Here is a 22,290-nt window from a genome sequence, read left to right on the forward strand (position 1 = left end):
GTAATATATACGTGGAAACTGCCGCCGCGGTTTCTATATCTGTGGCGAAAACGCAAGTGTGATCGAGTTGGGAGGCTTGGTGATGAACCATAATAATTATGATGATTCCTATATTGCTGACATCCTTCTATCCGTAAGGACCATCGCGCTCGTCGGCGCTTCGCCCAATCCGGCGCGGCCGAGCAATGGCGTCATGGCCTATCTGCTGAACAGGGGTTATCGTGTCATTCCGGTCAACCCCGGGCAAGCCGGCAAGGAAATCCTCGGGCAGTGGGTCTATGCGCATCTGTCCGATATTCCCGAGCCGGTGGACATGGTCGATGTTTTCCGGGCGCCCGAATATCTGCGCGCGGTGGTCGAGGAGACCATCATGATTGAGCCAAGGCCGCCTGTCATCTGGGGCCAGCTCGGCGTGCGCGATGACGCGGCGGCGGCTAGAGCCGAGGCCGCGGGCGTCAGGGTCGTCATGGACCGCTGCCCGGCCATCGAATATCCGCGTCTGGTTGCCTGACCGGACGGGAAGCGCAGTTGCGGGCATGTGGCCGTTTATCGCGCGATCCGGCTGAAAGCGGGCACGTTTTTCCCGCGGGCCGGAAAGTGCAGCAAAGTTCGCGGTTAACTTTCATACGCCAGGCGCTATGATTTCCCCGTCACAGATAAAACTGGCGGGAGGAAAAATCATGCCGACGAACAATCCGGGTTTCGACACGCTGGCCGTCCACGCAGGCGCGCAGCCGGATCCGACGACGGGCGCTCGCGCCACGCCGATCTATCAGACGACATCTTTCGTCTTCCAGGATGCCGATCATGCTGCGGCACTCTTCGGGCTGCAGCAGTTCGGCAATATCTATACGCGCATCATGAACCCGACACAGGCCGTGCTCGAGGAGCGGGTGGCCGCTCTGGAAGGCGGAACGGCGGGACTTGCGGTCGCTTCGGGTCATGCCGCCCAGATGCTCGTCTTCCACACCATCATGCGGCCGGGCGACAATTTCGTCGCCGCCAAGAGGCTTTACGGCGGCTCCATCAATCAGTTCGGCAATTCCTTCAAGAATTTCGATTGGCGGGTGCGTTGGGCCGATTCAGCCGATCCCTCCACCTTCGAAGCCCAGATCGATGACCACACGCGCGCCATCTTCATCGAGAGCCTCGCCAATCCCGGCGGCACCTTCGTCGATATCGACGCGATCGCCGCCGTTGCCCACAGGCATGGTCTGCCGCTGATCGTCGACAACACCATGGCAAGTCCCTATCTCATCCGGCCATTGGAACATGGCGCCGACATCGTCGTGCACTCGCTGACGAAATTCCTCGGCGGACACGGCAATTCCATGGGTGGTGTCATCATCGATGGCGGCACCTTCGATTGGTCGGCTTCCGGCAACTATCCGATGCTGTCGGCGCCGAGGCCGGAATATAATGGTGTCGTGCTGCACGCGACGTTCGGCAATTTTGCCTTCGCCATTGCGTGCCGCGTCCTCGGTCTGCGCGATCTCGGCCCGGCAATCTCGCCGTTCAACGCCTTCCTCATTCTGACTGGCATCGAGACGCTGCCGCTGCGCATGCAGCGCCATTCCGACAATGCGCTTGCCGTCGCGCGGTGGCTGAAGGAGCAGGAGAAGGTGGCCTGGGTGAACTATGCCGGGCTCGAGGATGATCCGAACCATGCTCTGCAGCAGCGCTACTCGCCGAAGGGGGCGGGATCGGTCTTCACCTTCGGACTGAAAGGCGGCTATGAAGCGGGCAAGGGACTGGTGGAGGGACTGGAACTCTTCTCGCATCTCGCCAACATCGGCGACACGCGCTCTCTGGTTATCCATCCCGCCTCGACGACGCACAAGCAGTTGACCGACGAACAGAAGGTCGCCGCCGGCGCCGGCCCCGATGTGGTGCGTCTGTCGGTGGGCATCGAAGACGTCAAGGACATCATCGCCGACCTAGAGCAGGCACTGGCGAAAGTCTGAGGGCCGCGTCTATAAAGGGCTGAAAAAGCCTGCCGGCTATCTTTGATGGGTCGTCGTTTCGTGCTTGTCTCGGTCCCGCGATCGCAAGGCAGCGACAGTGGACTGCTGCGGCTTTGCCGCCGAAGCGCATCGACAGGAGGCATTTGTGACGGCATATCTGCGATTGAATATCGATGGCGTCGAGCCGGAGACCGGCGCGCCCGCCGCAGATCGGCTCGTCTCGGGAACTCCGAGCTTTCGCACCTGGAACCTCGATGAGGCCGATGGCGGCCTTTACGCGGGTATCTGGGAGGCGTCGCCGGGCAAATGGAAAATCGTCTATGACGAGTGGGAGTACTTTCATATCCTCTCCGGCTATTCGGTGGTAACTGCAGAGAACGGCGAGGCTTTTCATTTGCGCGCCGGCGACCGCATGATCTTGAGGCCCGGCTTCAAGGGGACGTGGGAAGTCATTGAAACGACTCGCAAGGACTATGTGATCCGTCTCTGAAAGCCCCCTGAATCAAAACAAGGAGGCCGATGTTTTCCGCCGAACGGCAAGCTTTTCCATGTGCTTTCGGGATAGCCACTATCATTGCTGCAGGTTGTGTCACTGGCGCTTCATTAAACTGTCATCAAACTGAAACAATGCGTCTTTAGAGCCATCCTTGTCGCCAGGAGATTGAGGTGGGGAGGTCATCTATAATGAGTACCCCGTGCCGGTCTTCTGCTCGCCATCCTTTTGTTCACTTGAGGAAGTGAGTCTACTATGCTTAATCTGAAACTCCGTTCCCTTTGCCTGACCGCTGGCCTGGTTGTCACCATGGCCGCTTCGGCTATGGCTGCCGACATCACGGGCGCCGGCTCGAGCTTCATCGCGCCGGTTCTGTCCAAGTGGGCCGAGGGCTATAAGGCTGCGACGAACAATGTCGTCAACTACCAGTCCGTCGGTTCGGGCGCCGGCATCAAGCAGCTCCTCGACAAGACCATCGTATTCGGCGCTTCGGACAAGCCGATGAGCGACGCTGATCTCGAGAAGAACGGCATTGCCCAGTTCCCGATGATCTCCGGCGGCATCGTCGTTTCCTATAACGTTGCTGGCGTAAAGCCGGGCGAACTCGTTCTCGACGGCAAGACGCTGGCCGATATCTTCCTCGGCAAGATCGCCAAGTGGGACGATGCGGCCATCAAGGCCCTCAACCCCGACATTAAGCTGCCTTCCGGGCCGATCTCCGTCGTTTATCGCGCCGACAGCTCGGGCACGACCTTCAACTTCACCGACTACCTGGCGAAGGTTTCGCCGGAGTGGAAGGAAAAGGTTGGTTCGAACACGGCGGTCGAATGGCCGGTCGGCTTCGGCGCCAAGGGTTCCGAAGGCGTTTCCACCACTGTCAACCAGACAGCTGGTTCGATCTCTTACGTTGAATATTCCTACGTCGTCGCCAACCACATCGGTTTCGCGAAGATGAAGAATGCGGCCGGCAAGGTTATCGAGCCGAGCCTCGACACATTCAAGGCTGCAGCTTCCAACGCCGATTGGGCCCATGCCAAGAACTTCAACCTGATCATCACCAATCAGCCGGGCGACAAGAGCTGGCCGATTGCAGCTTCGACCTGGGTTCTGCTCTACAAGAAGCCGGCCGATCCTGCTCAGAACGAAGCAGCGCTGAAGTTCTTCAAGTGGTCCTATGAAAAGGGCCAGAAGGACGCGACCGACCTGTCCTATCTTCCGGTTCCGGAAACTGTTGCCAAGGTTGTCGAAGAGTCCTGGAAGAAGGACTTTGGCACGAAGTAATTTGTGCTGGATGAGAGTGCGGCGGACAGGGTTTGGCCCTGTCCGCCTTTCGTGACAGGACAAGGGGAAATCGATGGCTGACGCGACTCAGACGGCTGGCTTCCAGGCATTGGATACCACCGCCATCACGAGAAAATTCCGGAGACAGGACCGGATTTTCTATTTTATGACGCTTTGCTCGGCTGCTCTTGTCGTGCTTCTGCTGCTGGCAATCATTGTGGTTCTTGTCATCGATGCCTTGCCAACCTTCCAGGCCTTCGGGTTTTCGTTCCTCTGGGGCACGAAGTGGAGCGCTCCCGCCGATATCTATGGTGCTGTGCCTGCGGTGGTCGGTACGCTGGTGAGTTCGTTCATCGCCATGCTGATTGCCATTCCCCTGGGCATCGGCATCGCCATCTTCCTCACGGAACTTTGCCCCGGCAGCCTGCGGCGTCCGATCAGTACGGCCATCGAGCTTCTGGCCGGTGTTCCATCCATTATCTACGGCATCGTCGGTCTGTTCATTCTCGTGCCGCTGATGCAGACCTATATCCTGCCCTTCCTTATGATGACGGTCGGCCAGGTGCCGTTGATCGGCCTGCTGTTCCAGCCGCCGGCGCCGGGCGTCGGCCTGTTGACGGCAAGCCTCGTGCTGGCCGTCATGATCCTGCCGTTCATCACCGCGATCTCCCGCGATGTGTTCACCACCGTGCCGCCGATGCTGCGTGAATCCGCTTACGGCATGGGCATGACCACATGGGAAGTGGCTCGCCACATCCTGATCCCCTATACACGTCGCGGCCTCGTAGGCGGCATCATGCTCGGCCTCGGTCGTGCGCTTGGCGAAACCATGGCCGTCACTTTCGTGATAGGCTCGGTGAGCCGTCTGCAATCGTCGATCATTTCGCCGTCCACCACCATTTCCGCCCAGATCGCGAACAACTTCGGCGATGCCGACGGTCTGCAATTGTCGAGCCTGATTGCGCTCGGCCTGCTCCTGTTCGTCCTTTCCTTCTGCGTGCTTGCGGCGGCGCGGTGGATGATCGGCCGCGGCGACTCGCTCTGAGGAAAAAACCCATGGACAATGCAATTCGTCAGAACCTCGTGTCGAGGCGTTATGGGAAGAACCGGGTGATGATGGTCTTGTGCTTCATCGCGGCCGTCCTCGGCATATTCTTTCTGAGCGTAATCCTTGCGACCCTCCTTTATCGCGGTGTATCGGCGCTCAGCCTCGACGTGTTCACCATGTCGATCCCGGCCCAGGGCTCGCGTGGTGGTCTGATCAACGCAATCTACGGCACCGTGCTGGTCACGGGCCTCGCCATCGTGATTGCTGCGCCGATCGGCATTCTCGCCGCCACCTATCTGGTGGAATATGCCAACGGCAGCAAACTTGCCGAGGCTGCCAAGTTCCTCAACGACATCTTGCTGTCAGCACCCTCGATCATCATCGGCGTGTTCGTCTACGGCGCGGTGGTCGTGCCCATGCACGGCAACTCTGCCATCGCCGGCATCCTTGCGCTGGCGCTGATCGCCCTTCCGGTCGTCAACCGCACGACACAGGACATGCTGTTGCTGGTGCCAAACGCGCTTCGCGAGGCGACCGCCGCGCTCGGCGCGCCGCGCTGGAAGTCCATGATGATGGTGGTCTACCGTTCCGCCTGGACGGGCATCCTCACCGGCATCCTGCTGGCCGTCGCCCGCATCAGCGGCGAAACCGCACCGCTTCTCTTTACGGCCGGTTACAGCAAATTCATGAATGCAGACCTGACCGGTCCAATCGCCACGCTGCCGGTTGCCATCAACACGCTCGCCGCCGATGCAGGCGAGGATCTCAAACAACTGGCCTGGGCCGGTGCATTGATCATCACTGTTGCCATCCTTGCCCTCAACATCCTTGCCCGTGTCTTGAGTGGTCGTCGCCAATGACGCAGCCGCCGAACGATAGGAATGAAACCATGAACATGAGCGACAACAATTTCCAGAGCGTCAACGCACAGCCGGGGAAGGACGCCGTTTCTCAGTCGGATCTCGGCATGCTCGCGAAACTTCAGGTGAAGAACCTCGATTTCACCTATCAGAACGGCCATCGCGTTCTGAAGGGTGTGAATATGGACATCCGCAAAAATGCGGTCACTGCCTTCATCGGCCCTTCGGGTTGCGGCAAATCCACGCTGCTGCGCACCTTCAACCGGATGTATGACCTCTATCCGGGCCAGACGGTTTCGGGCGAGATCCTGCTGGACGGCCGCAATATTCTCACCAAGGACGTCGATCTGAACGATTTGCGCGCCAAGGTCGGCATGGTGTTCCAGAAGCCAACGCCGTTCCCGATGTCGATCTATGAAAACGTCGCTTTCGGCATCCGGCTCTATGAGAAGATTTCCAAGGCGGAGATGGACGTGCGCGTCGAAGCGGCGCTGACGGAAACGGCGTTGTGGAGCGAAGTGAAGGAAAAGCTGCACCAGAGCGGACTTGGCCTTTCCGGCGGCCAGCAGCAGCGTCTCTGCATCGCCCGCGCCATCGCGCTACGCCCGGAAGTCTTGCTTCTGGACGAGCCGACTTCGGCTCTCGATCCGATCTCCACGGCCAAGGTCGAAGAACTGGTGTCGCAGCTGAAGGGCGATTTCACGATCGTCATCGTCACGCACAATATGCAGCAGGCGAGCCGCATCTCCGATAGTACCGCCTTCATGTATCTCGGCGACCTGATCGAATACGGCCCGACCGAGCAGATCTTCCAGGCGCCGAAGGTGAAGCGCACGGAAGACTACATCACCGGTCGTTACGGCTGATACGGTCCGGGCATCGCCTGAACCCAAGATTTAAGATGGCGCGCCGGTCGGACGCGCCATTTTGCATTTTAGCCATGACGTGAATTTTGCCGGTTGCCGCGCCGCGGGCTGCGAAAACCCGCCTTTGGCGGGCGGCTCGAACTCACCAGGTCAGTTCGAGCTTGTCCAGGCCGTGGAATTGGTAGACGTCCTTGACCTCGGGCGTCCTCTTGAGCTTCAACCCAGGCAAGCGCTCGAAGAGGATCGGCAGCACGACGTTCAATTCCAACCGGGCCAGCGGCGCGCCGATGCAGAAATGGATACCCGCGCCGAACGACAGGATGGGTGCTTCGTTGCGGTCGGGCTTGAAGGTGAGGGGATCGGAAAATTTCGTCGGATCCAGATTGGCGGCTGCAAGGATCATCGCCACCTTGTCGCCGCGCTGAAAGGAGATCCCGTCGATTTCCGTCGGCTCCAGGCACCAGCGGTCGAAGATGTGCACGGGCGCGCAGATGCGCAGCGTCTCTTCCACCGTTCGTTCCGTCGTCGCCTCGTCCTTGAAGAGCTCGGCCGGCGAATAATCGCTTTCCAGAATGACGCGCACGGAATTGCCGATCTGATGCACCGTCGCTTCATGGCCGGCATTGAGCAGCACGATCGTCGTCGACACCAGTTCGTCTTCGGTCAGATACTGACCCTTGTGCTCGGTGGTGATCATGTGCGTCAAAAGATCGTCGCGCGGATTGGCGCGGCGCTCGCGGATGACGGTTTTCACATAGTCGGCGAATTCCTTGGCGGCCTGATCCGCCGCGTCTTCGTCGGCAGCCGTACGGCCGAACATGTACATGCGGACGTAGGCGTGGGACCACTTCAGCAGCTGTGGCCCCATTTCTTCCGGTATGCCGATCATCCGCGCGATCATGGTGACGGGAATGACGTCGGCAAAGGCCGACAGAAGCTCGACTTCACCGTCCTTCTCGAAGCCGTCGATCAGGCGGGTGGCCAACTCGGCCAGTTCCGGTTTCATCTTCTCGACATGGCGGGACACGAAGGCGCGGTTGACGAGGGTGCGCAGACGCGTGTGCTCGGGTGGTTCGATTTCGAGGAGCGAGTACTGTTCGGCAAGATCGAAATTCTTCAGATGCGGCAGAGGTGCCGGCATGCCGAGCTCTTCACGCGTGGCGATGTGCAGGATCTGGCGGCCGAAGCGGCGGTCGCGCAGCAGCCCGTTCACATGGTCATAGCCTATGAAATACCATTGTTTCTGCTCCTCCCAGTAAAAGGTGGGACATTGAGCATGCAAGGCGGCGTAGACCGCATTGGGATTCGTATAGAAGGCGGGATCGCGGGCGTCGAGAGAGACGCGGCGGGCCACCGAATCGATGGAGAGGAGAGAAGATGTGGTCATGATGACAAGGATTATCGGAATAAATCGCGCCGGAAAAGCCCGTCACATGCCGGCGAGCTTGCCCATGCGTCGCAGGGCGTGAATCTGGTCATCGAGTGTCGGAACCAGTTCGCCGCCATCTGTGTCTGGCGGCGCGTCGACCGTCTTTGCGATTTCCATTTCGTCGAAGACGATGATGCAATTGCGGCCTGCGCGCTTGGCGGCGTAGAGCGCGCGGTCGGCGGAGGAGACGAGCCGATCCCAGCTGACGGTGTCACGCGGCATGATTGCCACGCCGATGCTGACCGTCGCCGGCACCAGGGAACGACCCGCGAGCAGCGGGACGCGGCAGAAATCGGCGCGGATCGTTTCCGCCAGCGCCTCGGCCTGTGCCTGATCGTCTATGGGGACGAAGGCGACGAATTCCTCGCCGCCCATGCGGCCGAACGCGCCGCCGCGCGGCACGAACTGGTGGGCGATGCGTGCAAATTCGATGAGAACGAGATCGCCCGTCTGGTGTCCGTAACGATCGTTGATCGTCTTGAAGTGGTCGAGATCGAACAACAGCGCGGCGAGCTTTTGCGGCTGCCGTTGTCCCTCTCCAGCAAGAATCTCGTAGCTGTCTTGAAGGCCGCGGCGGTTCAAAACGCCGGTCAGCGTATCGGTGATGGAAATTGCCCGCCAACGACGCTCCGCGCGCTCCATCAGCAACTTGCCCATCAATGCGACAGCGACCGTGATGAACAGCGCATCGCCGAGCGCCACATAGCCACGATAGATTAAGGCCTCTTCCTGCGTGGGAGCGAACAGTGCCATCCCGACGGAGGACACGAAGCAAAGGCAGGCTAGAGCCATGAACACAAAGCCTAACTGGCCGCGCGCCTGTTCCCGCCGACCTTCGGCGGGGCGGACCGCACAGGCGAGCAATGTCGCGCCGACCGCGCCGGCCAGGTCATGGACGATGATGCGATTGACGAAGCTGTCATTGACCCATGGCAGGCTGACGCCGACCAGCCAGATGACGGGTGGCAGCAGGGCCGACCATTCGAGCTTGCGCTTGTCGAGCCATCGAAAGCCGGCAATCCAGGCGCTTTCGCCAAGCAGCGCGATCGCATTGCCGATCTCGACCGACAATATGTCGGGAATGAAACCGCGGGCCGCCACCAGCGCAAATCCAATCGCATTCACGATAAAGCCCAGCGCCCACATCAGATAGGCGGGCGATCGGCGATCGTGCCACCAGGCAAGAAGAAATACGGCCGCCAGGGTGATGGCTTCCGAGCACCAGATGATCAACCCTGTGGTCATGTTAAGCACGATCAGCATTTCTCCTTGCCAGGGCCAACCCGTCGGCGCGAAAGAGCGGACGGTTCCTGCGACTGGTCTATCCTTGCCGAATAAGATGGTAAGTTCCTTAAGTGTCTTGGTAAATTTTGGCCGTTTCCGCCGCCTGCACCGTACCGGCACCGTCCTTTATGCTTCCTTCACCCTGCGGTCGGGAAAAGCGGTGAATTGCGCATGGCACGACACCCGGCCGGTTGGCATTGCGAAAGCGGCGATTAGAAATGCTTTGTCAACGCTTCCTAGGGCATTAGTGCTTTTTGAGGTTATGCTTTCGTGCGTCTTGAAGTGCAGGGCAGTGACACTCTATGTAGGGGTAACGGATTTTATTCGATTCCCGGCGCTTTTGCCGCCGGGGCAAGCTTGGTAAAGGACGCACATGAGAAATCCAGTCGATACAGCTATGGCTCTGGTGCCGATGGTTGTTGAACAGACCAACCGTGGGGAACGGTCTTACGACATCTATTCCCGCCTGCTGAAGGAACGTATCATCTTCCTGACCGGGCCTGTCGAAGACCATATGGCCACGTTGGTTTGCGCCCAGCTTCTCTTCCTCGAGGCGGAAAACCCGAAGAAGGAAATTGCGCTCTACATCAATTCGCCGGGCGGCGTCGTGACTGCCGGCATGGCGATATATGACACGATGCAGTTCATCAAGCCGGCCGTTTCGACGCTGTGCATCGGCCAGGCAGCCTCGATGGGTTCGCTGCTGCTTGCCGCCGGCGACAAGGATATGCGCTTCGCCACGCCGAATTCCCGCATCATGGTTCACCAGCCGTCCGGCGGTTTCCAGGGGCAGGCTTCGGACATCGAACGTCATGCGCGCGACATCATCAAGATGAAGCGTCGCCTGAACGAAGTTTACGTGAAGCATTGCGGCCGGACATATGAAGAAGTCGAGCAGACGCTCGATCGTGACCATTTCATGTCCTCCGATGAGGCAAAGGAATGGGGTCTGATCGACAAGGTGCTGACGTCGCGTACCGAAATGGAAGGTGAAGCCGCCTCTTGATTATCCTTGAGGTGGTGGCTTCCTCGCCACAGTTCTATCCCATTTGTGATCGAATAGGGGTTTAATGTGGAACGGAACGCGGTAATAGTAGGCATTCGTGCTATGTAGCGTTTTTATGACATAGCATTCGGGCATTCGAGGGGGATCGTTGCCACGCAGTTCCGTTTGTCGGGCCTGCGTTCAGTACCCTGAAGGGCGCCGCGATCTGCTAATAACGAGGTGCAGGTCCGGCGGATGCATAGAGTGGACCGCGATTTCAACTTGGAAATTGACGGCGTGCTGGAAGGAAAGTGATATGAGCAAAGTCAGCGGCAGCAACGGCGGCGACTCGAAGAACACGCTTTATTGTTCGTTCTGCGGTAAGAGCCAGCATGAAGTCCGGAAGCTGATTGCCGGACCGACCGTCTTCATCTGCGATGAATGCGTTGAACTATGCATGGACATTATCCGCGAGGAAAACAAATCCTCGATGGTTAAGTCGCGTGACGGCGTTCCGACACCGCAGGACATCATCAAGGTTCTTGATGAATACGTTATCGGCCAGAGGCAGGCGAAGAAGATCCTGTCCGTGGCCGTTCACAACCATTACAAGCGCCTCGCACATGCGTCCAAGAACGGCGATGTCGAGCTGGCGAAGTCGAACATCATGCTTGTCGGTCCGACCGGTTGCGGCAAGACCTATCTGGCTCAGACGCTCGCCCGCATCATCGACGTGCCCTTCACTATGGCCGACGCGACCACGCTGACGGAAGCAGGCTATGTCGGCGAGGACGTGGAGAACATCATTCTCAAGCTGCTGCAGGCTGCCGACTACAACGTCGAGCGCGCCCAGCGCGGCATCGTCTACATCGACGAAGTCGACAAGATTTCCCGCAAGTCGGACAATCCGTCGATCACCCGCGATGTATCGGGCGAGGGTGTGCAGCAGGCATTGCTGAAGATCATGGAAGGCACGGTCGCTTCGGTTCCTCCCCAGGGTGGACGCAAGCATCCGCAGCAGGAATTCCTGCAGGTCGACACGACCAACATCCTGTTCATCTGCGGCGGTGCCTTTGCCGGTCTCGACAAGATCATCTCCGCCCGTGGCGAGAAGACCTCGATCGGCTTTGGCGCTGCTGTCAAGGCGCCGGACGATCGCCGCGTCGGCGAAGTGCTGCGCGAGCTGGAACCGGAAGATCTGGTCAAGTTCGGCCTGATCCCGGAATTCATCGGCCGTCTGCCCGTGCTGGCGACGCTGGAAGACCTGGATGAGGACGCGCTCATCCAGATCCTGTCCGAGCCCAAGAACGCGCTCGTCAAGCAGTACCAGCGCCTGTTCGAGATGGAAGACGTTGAACTGACCTTCCACGAGGACGCATTGCGCGAGATTGCCAAGAGGGCGATCGTGCGCAAGACCGGCGCGCGTGGTCTGCGCTCGATCATGGAGAAGATCTTGCTCGATACCATGTTCGATCTGCCGGCTCTGGAAGGCGTCCGCGAGGTGGTCATTTCCGAGGAAGTGGTCCGCGGATCGGCCCGCCCGCTCTACATCTATGCAGATCGGCAGGAGGAAAAGGCCAACGCGACGGCCTAACGATCCGATTTGTGTTCGTGAATCAGGGGCTCGTTGTCGACGGGCCCCTTTCTATTTGAAAAATCGTGCAGTTTGCTGATAAAGTCTGGGATAAGCGTGTGGGACCGCCGCCAAACCCGGTTGTGAAGAGCGCCTGCTGCAGCCATGATGGCATGATTCTGGAGCATCCGACGGATAGGGCTTGGGCCCGGCGTTTTTCCTCGGATCCTGATTTGTCGGCGGTGTTTGAGTGGCCGGGCGTCGGTGCTTTGTTGTTGCGTTCCTCCTCGTAAATATGCGGATCGCTGTCTGGCGACAGTGCGTCGCGCGCGACTTGAAATAGGCAATGTGAAGCTCCACTTGTTAACCAAGTGAGAGAGCCGGCTAATCCCCTAAGGCCGGCAGAGAGCCCGGGAACGGGACGACGGAAAGGAAATAACATGACTAAGAAAACGTCTGCGGCAAATGAGAGCATTGCCTATCCGGTATTGCCGTTGCGCGACATCGTGGTTTTCCCCCACATGATCGTGCCGCTGTTCGTCGGACGGGAAAAATCCATTCGTGCGCTGGAAGAGGTCATGGGCTCTGACAAGCAGATCATGCTGGTCACGCAGATCAATGCCAGCGACGACGATCCTGCGCCGGACGCGATCCATAGGGTTGGTACCGTTGCCAATGTGCTGCAGCTGCTGAAACTGCCCGACGGCACCGTGAAGGTGCTGGTCGAAGGCCGTGCGCGTGCGGAGATCGACGAGTATACCGGCCGCGAGGACTTCTATGAGGCCCTTGGCCATGTCTTGCATGAGCCGGAGGAAGATCAGGTCGAGCTCGAAGCGCTGAGCCGCTCGGTCGTTTCTGAATTCGAGAGCTATGTAAAGCTCAACAAGAAGATTTCGCCGGAAGTGGTTGGCGCCGCCAGCCAGATCGATGACTATTCTAAGCTCGCCGACACGGTTGCCTCGCATCTGTCGATCAAGATCACCGAGAAGCAGGAGATGCTGGAAACCACCAGCGTCAAGGGCCGCCTCGAAAAGGCGCTCGGCTTCATGGAAGGCGAGATTTCGGTTCTGCAGGTCGAAAAGCGCATCCGCTCGCGCGTCAAGCGCCAGATGGAGAAGACCCAGCGCGAATACTATCTGAATGAACAGATGAAGGCGATCCAGAAGGAGCTCGGCGACGGCGAAGAAGGCCGCGACGAGATGGCCGAGTTGGAAGAGCGCATCTCCAAGACCAAGCTGTCGAAGGAAGCCAAGGAAAAGGCCGATGCCGAGCTGAAGAAGCTGCGGCAGATGAGCCCGATGTCGGCGGAAGCCACCGTGGTGCGCAACTATCTCGACTGGCTGCTGGGTATCCCGTGGCACAAGAAGTCGAAGGTCAAGGCCGACCTCAACAATGCCGAGAAGATCCTCGAACAGGATCATTTCGGCCTCGACAAGGTCAAGGAGCGCATCGTCGAATATCTGGCCGTCCAGGCCCGCGCGACGAAGATCAAGGGCCCGATCCTGTGCCTCGTAGGTCCTCCGGGCGTCGGCAAGACCTCGCTCGCCCAGTCGATCGCCAAGGCGACCGGCCGTGAGTATGTCCGCATGGCACTCGGCGGCGTTCGTGACGAAGCCGAGATCCGCGGCCACCGCCGCACCTATATCGGCTCGATGCCCGGCAAGGTCATCCAGTCGATGAAGAAGGCCAAGAAGTCCAACCCGCTCTTCTTGCTCGACGAAATCGACAAGCTCGGCATGGACTATCGTGGCGATCCGTCATCGGCCCTGCTGGAAGTGCTGGACCCGGCGCAGAACTCGACCTTCATGGATCACTACCTGGAAGTCGAATATGACCTCTCAGACGTGATGTTCATCACGACGGCGAATACGCTGAACATCCCTGCGCCGCTTATGGACCGCATGGAAGTCATCCGGATCGCCGGCTACACCGAAGATGAAAAGCGCGAGATCGCCAAGCGGCACCTGCTGCCGAAGGCCATTAAGGAACACGCGTTGCAGCCGCAGGAATTCTCGGTCAGCGACGACGCCCTGATGGCAATCAGCCAGCAATACACCCGCGAAGCCGGTGTTCGTAACTTCGAACGCGAATTGATGAAGCTCGCCCGCAAGGCGGTCACCGAGATCATCAAGGGCAAGACCAAGTCCGTTGCGGTCACCGCTGCGAACATTGACCAGTATCTCGGCGTTCCGCGCTTCCGCCACGGCGAAGCCGAGGGCGAGGATCAGGTCGGTGTCGTCACCGGTCTCGCATGGACGGAAGTCGGTGGCGAGCTGCTGACGATCGAAGGCGTGATGATGCCGGGCAAGGGCCGCATGACGGTCACCGGCAACCTGAAGGAAGTCATGAAGGAATCGATCTCGGCGGCGGCATCCTACGTCCGCTCGCGCGCTGTCGATTTCGGCGTCAAGCCGCCGCTCTTCGACAAGAGCGACATCCACGTGCACGTGCCGGAAGGCGCGACGCCCAAGGATGGCCCGTCGGCCGGTGTCGCGATGGCAACCGCGATCGTCTCGATCATGACCGGCATCCCGGTTTCCAAGGATGTCGCCATGACCGGTGAAATCACGCTGCGCGGCCGTGTGCTGCCGATCGGCGGCCTGAAGGAAAAGTTGCTGGCGGCACTGCGCGGCGGCATCAAGAAGGTTCTGATCCCGGAAGAAAACGCCAAGGATCTGGCGGAGATTCCGGACAACGTGAAGAACAACATGGAGATCGTTCCGGTCTCCCGCATGGGCGAGGTGATCAAGCACGCGCTGGTTCGCCGGCCCGAGCCGATCGAATGGGACGGCACTGTCGAAACGCCAGTGATCGCAACCGTTGACGGCGTGGATGAAGTGGGCGCGACGATCGCTCATTGAGCGTTGTTGCCTCAATTATGTCGAATTGACATAAAAGGCGAAAAGACCGGCAAATTTGCCGGTCTTTTTTTGTGAAAAGCGTATGGCAACGCTTGCTTTTCCTTGATTTGCAGGGCTTTTGGGGTTGCGGCGGGTAAGAGCATTCGTATTCTTCGCCCCGCTATAGATAAGTCGTTTCATACCAGAGAAAGGGGTGGAAACATGAACAAGAATGAGCTCGTGTCCGCAGTGGCCGAGAAGGCCGGTATCACGAAGGCTGACGCTGCTTCCGCTGTTGACGCTGTTTTCGATGCCGTGCAGGCTGAACTGAAGAAGGGCGGCGACATTCGCCTTGCTGGCTTCGGCAGCTTCACCGTTTCTCACCGTGCAGCCACGAAGGGCCGCAACCCGTCCACCGGCGCCGAGGTTGATATCGCGGCTCGCAACGTGCCGAAGTTCACGCCTGGCAAGGGCCTGAAGGACGCTGTTAACAGCTAATCTCGTTTCCACCCGCTGCGAGGTGTTTGCCTTGCGGGTGTTGAACATGAGGGGTCCGCTTGGCGGGCCCCTTTTTTCGTTTTGAGGTAGGGAAGGGCCGGATTTCGTTCGCTAGCCCTGACCAATAAGATGGACGGTCCGTGCGTTCTCTTGCGAAGAAAACGTCACCGGGTATTTTCGAATGCCTGACGTTGACGTTTCAGCCGAATGACCATTGGGATCATCAAGAAATGACCGCATCGCCTTCCTTTCTCGGCCTTCCCGATCAACTAACCGATGGCGGCATGCCCCGCGCGGTCATTTTCGCAGCTGGCCACGGCAGCACCTATCCCGGTAAGGACAGCAGTGGCTATGTCTTGGCTGCTGGTGCCATTCGTTCTGCGAGCGAGGTCGATGCGCCTCTGATCGAGCACTGGGATTTCGATGTCGGCGGACCGCTTTTCAACGGCAAGCCTCCGTGCTGTGTCGACGCCGGCAACGTCCCGACCACTATGTACGACAATGCCGGAAACCGTGCCCTGATCGAGGCGAAGACGCGTGAGATACTGGCGTCAGCGGCCGTACCGATCATGATCGGTGGCGATTGTTCCGTGACGATCCCCTTCCTCGCCGGATTTGCGGATCGCGGACCGGTCTGGATACTGCAGATCGATGCTCACATCGATTGGCGAGACGAGCTGCATGGCGAGCGCTACGGCTATTCGAGCCCGATGCGTCGGGCGAGCGAGATGCAGCATGTTGGCGGCATGGTTCAGGTCGCTCTTCGTAGCGTCGGCAGCGCACGTCTTACCGAAGTCGAAGACGCGCAGCGCTATGGCAGTCGTTTCGTGACGGCTCGCGAAGTGCATGCTGAGGGCGTTGAAGCCGCTCTGCAACATATTCCAGAAGGTGCGCAGGTTGTCGTTACCCTCGATTGCGACAGCATCGATCCCTCGATTATGCCCGGGGTAGCGGCGCGGACGCCCGGTGGCCTGACCTATACGCAGGTAATCGATCTGATTGCGGGTCTGGGCAAGCGCGCCAGGATTGCCGGCTTCGACCTGGTCGAATTCTATCCGCCTGCCGATATTGACGGTTTATCAGCCATCATCGCCGCGCGCATTCTTACCAACGTGATCGGAACCATTGTCCGACAGGTTTGAACCCTGTTGGTATTCGGTGCTCCTGTCGCTCTGTTTCTCCGGTGACGAAAAATACCTTATATCAGGAGTGGCCGGGGATGAGGCCAGCCACTCCCTTATGCGAAGCCGCTGTGCTTACCAGCGATGGTGAACGTGCGGAGCGATGAGGCGCTCATAGATCTCGCGCGTAGCCGCCATGACGTCGGCCGACAGCGGCGCAAGGTCGGCCGCGGCTGCGTTGGCTTTGGCCTGCTCGGCATTGCGTGCGCCGGGGATGACGACGGTCACGGCATCGCTCATCAGGATCCAGCGCAGCGCAAAAGCCGCCATGCTGGCGCCTGATGGAACCAGCTTGCGCACCTCTTCCACCGCCTGCAGACCCACCTCGAAAGGAACGCCGGCAAAGGTCTCGCCGACATCGAAGGCCTCGCCATGGCGATTGAAGTTGCGGTGATCATCGCTGGCAAATTGCGTGTCGCGGGTGATCTTGCCGGAGAGCAGGCACGACGCCAGCGGCACGCGGGCGATGACCGCGACGTTCTTCCGCTTGGCTTCCTTGAAGAACAGGTGATCGGGGCGCTGGCGGAAGATATTGTAGATGATCTGGATGCTGAGCACGCCCGGATATTCGATCGCCTTCAGCGCCTCCTCGACCTTTTCGACGCTGACGCCGTATCCCCTGATCTTTCCGGCCTTCTGCAGCTCGTCGAGACCGGCGAAAACCTCGGGCCGATAGAGCACTTCGGTCGGCGGGCAATGAAGCTGGACGAGATCCAGGCTCTCGATGCCGAGGTTTCTCAGGCTGCGATCGATGAAACCTTCGAGATTGGCCTTGGTATAGCCGTCGGCGACATGCGGGTTCAGCCGGCGGCCGGCCTTGGTTGCCACCATCGGGCGCTGGCCGCCGCGGGCCTTCAGCACATCGGCAATGATCTTTTCCGAGCGGCCGTCGCCATAGACGTCGGCGGTGTCGATGAAGGTCATGCCGGCGTCGAGAGCGGCATTCAGCGCCGCACGGCCGTCGGCCTCGCTGACATCGCCCCATGCGCCGCCGATCTGCCAGGCGCCGAAGCCGACGTCTGTCACGCTGAAGGATGTCCGCCCGAAAGCATGATGTCTCATGAGATGTCTCCTCTTCATTGGTCATGAAATGCCAGCGGAGTAGCAGCCGCTCGAACCCGCGACAAGGGTGCACCGGCAATGCAGGATCGCAATCGCGTGAGCGAGGAATATGACAGTTTCCACCCGCTTACGAAACCGTTGGATGAAGCGCGCAGTGCGGTGTTCATTACGCCTTCGTTTCCTTAAAAGGGGAGACCGGATATCTGACGACGATCGGAACCCATGCCCTCTTTCAGCTTCATCCACGCCGCCGATCTGCATCTTGGCAGTCCCTTTCAGGGGTTGGCGTTGAAGGATGCCGCTGTCGCCGCGGTCTTCGTGGAAGCCAGCCGCAAGGCATTCTCGACGCTGGTGGGGCTGGCAATCGAAAAGCGCGTCGATTTCTTCGTCATCGCAGGCGACGTCTATGACGGCGACTGGAAGGACAACAAGATCGGGCTGTTCTTCAACCGCGAGATGGCGCGGCTGGAGCGGGCCGGAATTCCGGTCTATCTGCTGCGCGGCAATCACGATGCGGCAAGCGTCATCACCAAGACCATCACCTTGCCGGCCAATGTCCATGAATTCCCCACCGGCAAGCCCGGCAGCGTCAAACTGGATGCGCTGCAGGTGGCCCTGCATGGCCAGGGCTTTGCCGAGCGCTCGGCCAACGACAATCTGGCGCTCGCCTATCCCGCACCCGTGCCAGGCTGGTTCAACATAGGCATTCTCCACACCTCGCTCACCGGCCGCGAGCCGCATGCGCCCTATGCGCCTTGCTCGGTCGATGATCTGCGCTCGCGCGGCTATGACTACTGGGCGCTCGGCCATGTGCACGATTACGAAGTGGTGGCGCTTGATCCGCTGGTGATCTTTCCCGGCAACCTGCAGGGCCGCAATATCCGCGAACGCGGCGCCAAAGGCGCGGTGCTGGTGAGGGTCGAAGACGGCCGAATCGAACATGAGCGCCTGATCGTCGACGAGGCGCGTTTCGCACAGGTCGATATCGTCATCGGCCCGGATGACGACCAGACGGCGATCCTGCGCGGCGTCGAGCAGGCAGTGCAGCCGGTCGCCGATGACATGGCCGGGCGGATGACGGCGCTACGCATTCGGCTTTCCGGTGTCACGCCGCTGCACGGCGCGATAGTGGCCAACCGCCAGCAATGGCGCGACGAGGTCGAGGCTGCATGCCATCGCGTACATGAGGATATCTGGCTTGAAAAGCTGGAGCTGCGGCTGGAGCCGCCGGTGGCGCAAATCGTAGACGTAGACGGCGCCCTCGATCTCCGCCAATTGCTGGCCGAGCATGCCGGTGACGCGGATATCGCTGTAGAAGCGGGTCGGCTTATCGATGAGATTGCGGTGCGCCTGCCGGGCGGGCTTGGCGCGGCAGCACAGCCATTGGATGACGACGTGGGGGCTCTTATCGAAGAGGCGCGACAATTGCTCCTGGCTCGCGGGCAGGGGGCAGGCTGATATGCGTTTCGACCGGCTCGATATTCTCCGCTACGGCGCACTGACCGACCGCACGCTCGATTTCCGTGCCGGCGCCAGGCTGCATGTCATCTATGGCCCGAACGAAGCAGGCAAGTCGTCCGCACTGAGCGCGATTTCCGATCTGCTGTTTGGTTTTCCCGCCGCAGCCGAACAAAGCTTTTTGCATGAGCCCGGCACCTTGCGGATCGGCGCGGCGATCAGCGCGCGCGACGGAACTGGGCTCACCTTCCGCCGCCGGCGTGGGCGCAAGAGCACACTTCTTGCACCCGACGAAAAGGAGACGCCGCTTGCCGAGGATGTTCTTGCGCCGTTCCTCGGCAATTTGAGCCGCGATGTCTTCGAACGCGCCTTCGGCCTTGATTCGCAACGTCTGCGACAGGGGGCGACCGCCATGCTGCGCAGCGGCGGCGAGATCGGCAGCCTGCTGTTTTCGGCGGCTTCCGGCCTGACGGGCCTTTCGCGGCTGCGCCAGTCGCTGGAAGCGGAAGCCGATGGCGTCTATGCGGCCAGGCGCTCGAAGGATCGTAGCTTCTACCAGGCCCTCGACCGCTATGAAGATGCCCGCAAGGCCGAGCGCGACCATGAACTCAAATCCGGCGACTGGAAGAAGCTGCTGGCGGAGGCAGCCGACCTCGAGGCTGAGCTGCAGCGTTTGCAGGCCGAGCGTCATGACACGCGACAGACCCTGGACCGGCTCACGAAGCTGAAAACCTTGCAGCCTCTGCTCGCCGAGATCGACGCGGAAGGCATGGCGCTTGATGGCCTTGCCGATCTCTCCGCCATCCCGGATGGCTTTGCCGACAGGCTCGAACACAAGCTGCGCGACAAGCAGGTTGCCGAAGAGGAGTTGCGACGGGCCCGGCAGACGGTCGTTCGTGCCGAGGAAGACCTGGCCCGCATCCATGTCGATGACGCGCTGCTGCAGATATCGGGCGATATCACACAGCTCTTTGCCGATACCGGCAACTATCGCAGCCAGCGCCAGGATCTGCCGCGCGTCGATCAGGAGCTCGCCGGTTATGAAGCAGCACTTGCGCAGCTTGCACGCCGCCTGGGCGTTCCCGATGTCGAACGATTGGAAAAGCTCCAGCCGAGCGATGTGGATCGTGCGCGCCTGTCCGAACTGGTGGAGGAGGGCAGGCAGCTCTCGCGTCAGCTGCAGGTGCTGGCCGAACAATCCGACAGCGAGCGCAAGCAGCTGGCGGCACTGGAAAAGGATAGCCTTGCCGGGCGCCTGATCGATCCGAGGCCTTACATCGATCAATTGGAGGCACTGGCCGGCGACCTCTCCGTCTTGGCCCGTCTCGACGCCCTGGAGACGCAGATACGCCGCACGGAAGCCGATCTCAACGAGGCGGCCGCGCGGTTGCGGCCACCGGTCGGTGACATAGCCGCGCTTTTCGCGGCACCCTTGCCGGAAAGTGCCGAGATTGCCACCCATCGTGAAACGATCGATGCGGCCCGCACGAAGACGCGCGAGGCTGGCGATAAGCTGCGCGGTTATGATGAGCAACTGAACGAGATCGAACGGGTGCTGGCGGATGCCGAAGGCACAGGGCCGATCGTCACGCGCGAACAGATCGCTGCGGCGCGAGAAGGCCGCGATCGGCACTGGGCTTCCATCCAGGAAATGCTGGCGGCCGGTCACTCTCCCGACGCCAAGACGATTGCAGCGCTGACGGTCAGCGTTGCCGAGGCTGATCGTCTCGCCGATGCCGCGTTGAAGGATGCCGATCGCGTCGCGCGCCATGCCGATTATCGTCTGCGTCAAGTGCGGCTGAGACGGGAGCGCGAGGACGTATCCGATCGGCTGCAAGGATACGAGAAGGCACTGGCGGATGCCCAGGCATCCTTTGCCCGCCTTTTCGAAGCCTGCGGCGTCACCGCGCTCGATCCGTCGATTATGTTGGAATGGCGGCGAGGGGTCGAAGGGTTGTTGCGCGAGCGCAAGGCGCTGCGCGACTTGCTCGATGGGCGGAACGAGAATGTCTTGGCCGAAGCGCGCGTGTCTCCAGCCCTGCAGGATATTGCGGAGGCGACCGGCTACAAGAGCAGCCGCCTGCCGCCCGTGGCGATGGCCGAAGGATTGCGGAAGCACCTGCGCCTGGCTGCTGAGCGCTGGAGCGAAAGTCGCACGCGGGAGGGCGAGATAAGCTCGGCGCGCGACCGGCTGGCACGGTTTGACGAGCAGCGGCAGGCGCTGGAACGACGGCATGTCGATTGGCGCGAGGCGTTCGGCAAGGCCGTTCTGCCCCTTGGCCTGCCGACGGATGCGACGCTGGAAATGGCGTCTGTGGCCCTGAAGGCATGGGAAGAGCTGCCCGATGCTTTGGCGGAGCGCGACAACCGGCTGCGCCGCGTCAATGGCATGCGTCGCGACATGGCGGATTTCGAGCGCCGGCTCGCAACCCTCGCTGCCAGCGCAGGCTATGAGCTTGATCATCTGCCGCCGGATGCCGCAGCCGAAGCGCTGCATATGCGCGCCAACGCCATGCGCGGCGAGTTGAAGAGGCGCGACGGCATTGAAGAGGATCGGCAGCACGCGGAAGGATTGGTCGCGCGCCACGAGGAAGCTCTCACGATCATATTGGCCGATCTGGATCATCTGACCGCGGATCTGCCAGGGGCTACAGATCTTCCCGCTCTACTGTCGCGGCTGCGCGAGCGCACTCGCTTGAATGCACGGTTGGTCGAGAGCCGCGATCGTTTCCGCCAACAGGCGGATGGCAAGGCCGAGGCCGAGCTTCGTGTCCAGCTCGCCGATTTCGAACGGGTTGCAGCCGATCTGGAAATCGAGCGGTTGACCGAGGAAGACCAGCGGCAGTTCACCATACATGGCGAGCTTTCGGCGCGGCTGGCGGAAAACCGGCGCCAGCGGCAGGCGCTCGAGACCGGCGTCAGTGCCGAATACGCGGTTTTCGAAAAGCTTTCGGCCGAGCAGGAAGCGAAGGACCTGGCGCGGCAATGGGTGGTCCTGAAGCTTGCCGCGCGAATGCTGGCGGGCTCGATGGAATCCTATCGCGAAAAGCAGGCGGATCCCGTCATCAAGCGGGCGGGCGACTTGTTTTCGCAACTGACCGGCGACCGCTTCGTCCGCCTTGTCGAGGCACATGACGAAACCGACGCGCGGCAGCTGCTGGCGGAACGCGTGGCTGGCGAGCATGTGTCGCTGGAAGGCCTGAGCGAAGGGACCCGCGACCAGCTCTATCTCGCCCTGCGCTTGGCTTTCCTGGAGGATTATTCCGCCCGCAACGAGCCGGCGCCGCTGATCGTCGACGACATCTTCCAGACGTTCGACGACGAACGCGCAAGCGCCGGATTGAAGGTACTCGCCGGCACCGCAGAACGCTTCCAGACTGTCCTATTCACCCATGAGATGAGCCTGGTCGAGATCGCCAGACGCGAGATCGGTCGGGATTTGGACCTGATCCAGCTCTGAGCGCAGCG

General features: G+C 60.4%; 17 protein-coding genes. 14 read left to right on the forward strand and 3 right to left on the reverse strand.

Features of this window, described 5'->3' with window-relative positions:
* Window positions 1-82: 82 nt before the first annotated feature.
* From FHT28_RS05060 to pstB, 7 genes are all read left to right on the forward strand, one after another.
* Window positions 83-511, forward strand: a complete 429-nt coding sequence (locus FHT28_RS05060) for a CoA-binding protein (protein WP_037194426.1) — start codon at window positions 83-85, stop codon at window positions 509-511.
* 169 nt (window positions 512-680) lie between these two features.
* A complete protein-coding gene (locus FHT28_RS05065) occupies window positions 681-1,964 on the forward strand; it encodes an O-acetylhomoserine aminocarboxypropyltransferase (protein ID WP_037194176.1) in 1,284 nt (427 codons plus the stop codon).
* 145 nt (window positions 1,965-2,109) lie between these two features.
* A complete protein-coding gene (locus tag FHT28_RS05070; RefSeq protein WP_037194428.1) occupies window positions 2,110-2,454 on the forward strand; it encodes a cupin domain-containing protein in 345 nt (114 codons plus the stop codon).
* Window positions 2,455-2,712: 258 nt separating this feature from the next.
* Entirely contained in the window at window positions 2,713-3,738 is a 1,026-nt protein-coding gene (gene pstS / locus FHT28_RS05075; protein ID WP_037194178.1) for a phosphate ABC transporter substrate-binding protein PstS, read from the forward strand.
* A gap of 73 nt (window positions 3,739-3,811) precedes the next feature.
* On the forward strand, window positions 3,812-4,783 hold the full coding sequence (gene pstC / locus FHT28_RS05080) for a phosphate ABC transporter permease subunit PstC (protein ID WP_037194180.1): 972 nt from the start codon (window positions 3,812-3,814) through the stop codon (window positions 4,781-4,783).
* Window positions 4,784-4,794: 11 nt separating this feature from the next.
* A complete protein-coding gene (pstA, locus tag FHT28_RS05085; protein WP_051963349.1) occupies window positions 4,795-5,646 on the forward strand; it encodes a phosphate ABC transporter permease PstA in 852 nt (283 codons plus the stop codon).
* Window positions 5,647-5,753: 107 nt separating this feature from the next.
* Entirely contained in the window at window positions 5,754-6,512 is a 759-nt protein-coding gene (gene pstB, locus FHT28_RS05090) for a phosphate ABC transporter ATP-binding protein PstB (RefSeq protein WP_202032638.1), read from the forward strand.
* Between the two features lie 142 nt (window positions 6,513-6,654).
* On the opposite strand, the gene FHT28_RS05095 is transcribed toward pstB, so the two are convergent.
* Together FHT28_RS05095 and FHT28_RS05100 are read right to left on the reverse strand one after the other, a co-directional pair.
* A complete protein-coding gene (locus FHT28_RS05095; RefSeq protein ID WP_168595736.1) occupies window positions 6,655-7,899 on the reverse strand; it encodes a cytochrome P450 in 1,245 nt (414 codons plus the stop codon).
* 42 nt (window positions 7,900-7,941) lie between these two features.
* Window positions 7,942-9,204 carry a GGDEF domain-containing protein gene (locus FHT28_RS05100; RefSeq protein ID WP_210255675.1) on the reverse strand — a complete coding sequence of 421 codons (1,263 nt, stop codon included), beginning with the start codon at window positions 9,202-9,204 and terminating at the stop codon, window positions 7,942-7,944.
* A 394-nt stretch (window positions 9,205-9,598) separates the two neighbouring features.
* On the opposite strand from FHT28_RS05100, the gene clpP reads away from it, so the two are divergent.
* The 5 genes from clpP to FHT28_RS05125 all read left to right on the forward strand — a co-directional run bounded on the left by clpP (window position 9,599) and on the right by FHT28_RS05125 (window position 16,263).
* Entirely contained in the window at window positions 9,599-10,231 is a 633-nt protein-coding gene (gene clpP / locus FHT28_RS05105; protein WP_037194184.1) for an ATP-dependent Clp endopeptidase proteolytic subunit ClpP, read from the forward strand.
* A gap of 295 nt (window positions 10,232-10,526) precedes the next feature.
* Window positions 10,527-11,804, forward strand: a complete 1,278-nt coding sequence (clpX, locus tag FHT28_RS05110; protein WP_034507566.1) for an ATP-dependent Clp protease ATP-binding subunit ClpX — start codon at window positions 10,527-10,529, stop codon at window positions 11,802-11,804.
* Window positions 11,805-12,223: 419 nt separating this feature from the next.
* Window positions 12,224-14,644 (forward strand): endopeptidase La, encoded by a 2,421-nt coding sequence (gene lon, locus FHT28_RS05115; RefSeq protein WP_034507564.1) that lies wholly within the window; start codon window positions 12,224-12,226, stop codon window positions 14,642-14,644.
* A 201-nt stretch (window positions 14,645-14,845) separates the two neighbouring features.
* Window positions 14,846-15,121 (forward strand): DNA-binding protein HupB, encoded by a 276-nt coding sequence (gene hupB / locus FHT28_RS05120; RefSeq protein ID WP_034507562.1) that lies wholly within the window; start codon window positions 14,846-14,848, stop codon window positions 15,119-15,121.
* Window positions 15,122-15,351: 230 nt separating this feature from the next.
* Window positions 15,352-16,263, forward strand: a complete 912-nt coding sequence (locus FHT28_RS05125) for an agmatinase (RefSeq protein ID WP_168595738.1) — start codon at window positions 15,352-15,354, stop codon at window positions 16,261-16,263.
* A gap of 114 nt (window positions 16,264-16,377) precedes the next feature.
* Here FHT28_RS05125 and FHT28_RS05130 read toward each other — a convergent pair whose 3' ends face one another.
* Complete coding sequence (locus FHT28_RS05130; protein ID WP_168595739.1) at window positions 16,378-17,364, reverse strand: aldo/keto reductase; 987 nt, start codon at window positions 17,362-17,364, stop codon at window positions 16,378-16,380.
* 222 nt (window positions 17,365-17,586) lie between these two features.
* Here FHT28_RS05130 and FHT28_RS05135 point away from each other — a divergent pair, with 222 nt between their 5' ends.
* Entirely contained in the window at window positions 17,587-18,822 is a 1,236-nt protein-coding gene (locus FHT28_RS05135) for a DNA repair exonuclease (protein ID WP_168595740.1), read from the forward strand.
* Between the two features lies 1 nt (window position 18,823).
* Complete coding sequence (locus tag FHT28_RS05140; protein WP_168595741.1) at window positions 18,824-22,282, forward strand: YhaN family protein; 3,459 nt, start codon at window positions 18,824-18,826, stop codon at window positions 22,280-22,282.
* Window positions 22,283-22,290 lie beyond the last annotated feature (8 nt).

Origin of the sequence: Rhizobium sp. SG570 (genome assembly GCF_012275345.1) — a bacterium.
GTDB classification, from domain to species: domain Bacteria; phylum Pseudomonadota; class Alphaproteobacteria; order Rhizobiales; family Rhizobiaceae; genus Rhizobium; species Rhizobium lusitanum.

Bases quoted from the DNA above. Each gene is read 5' to 3' on its own strand.
- FHT28_RS05060 (WP_037194426.1), top strand. From the start codon at position 83: ATGAACCATAATAATTATGATGATTCCTATATTGCTGACATCCTTCTA.
- FHT28_RS05065 (WP_037194176.1), top strand. From the start codon at position 681: ATGCCGACGAACAATCCGGGTTTCGACACGCTGGCCGTCCACGCAGGC.
- pstS (WP_037194178.1), top strand. From the start codon at position 2,713: ATGCTTAATCTGAAACTCCGTTCCCTTTGCCTGACCGCTGGCCTGGTT.
- pstC (WP_037194180.1), top strand. From the start codon at position 3,812: ATGGCTGACGCGACTCAGACGGCTGGCTTCCAGGCATTGGATACCACC.
- pstA (WP_051963349.1), top strand. From the start codon at position 4,795: ATGGACAATGCAATTCGTCAGAACCTCGTGTCGAGGCGTTATGGGAAG.
- pstB (WP_202032638.1), top strand. From the start codon at position 5,754: ATGCTCGCGAAACTTCAGGTGAAGAACCTCGATTTCACCTATCAGAAC.
- FHT28_RS05095 (WP_168595736.1), bottom strand. From the start codon at position 7,899: ATGACCACATCTTCTCTCCTCTCCATCGATTCGGTGGCCCGCCGCGTC.
- FHT28_RS05100 (WP_210255675.1), bottom strand. From the start codon at position 9,204: ATGCTGATCGTGCTTAACATGACCACAGGGTTGATCATCTGGTGCTCG.
- clpP (WP_037194184.1), top strand. From the start codon at position 9,599: ATGAGAAATCCAGTCGATACAGCTATGGCTCTGGTGCCGATGGTTGTT.
- clpX (WP_034507566.1), top strand. From the start codon at position 10,527: ATGAGCAAAGTCAGCGGCAGCAACGGCGGCGACTCGAAGAACACGCTT.
- lon (WP_034507564.1), top strand. From the start codon at position 12,224: ATGACTAAGAAAACGTCTGCGGCAAATGAGAGCATTGCCTATCCGGTA.
- hupB (WP_034507562.1), top strand. From the start codon at position 14,846: ATGAACAAGAATGAGCTCGTGTCCGCAGTGGCCGAGAAGGCCGGTATC.
- FHT28_RS05125 (WP_168595738.1), top strand. From the start codon at position 15,352: ATGACCGCATCGCCTTCCTTTCTCGGCCTTCCCGATCAACTAACCGAT.
- FHT28_RS05130 (WP_168595739.1), bottom strand. From the start codon at position 17,364: ATGAGACATCATGCTTTCGGGCGGACATCCTTCAGCGTGACAGACGTC.
- FHT28_RS05135 (WP_168595740.1), top strand. From the start codon at position 17,587: ATGCCCTCTTTCAGCTTCATCCACGCCGCCGATCTGCATCTTGGCAGT.
- FHT28_RS05140 (WP_168595741.1), top strand. From the start codon at position 18,824: ATGCGTTTCGACCGGCTCGATATTCTCCGCTACGGCGCACTGACCGAC.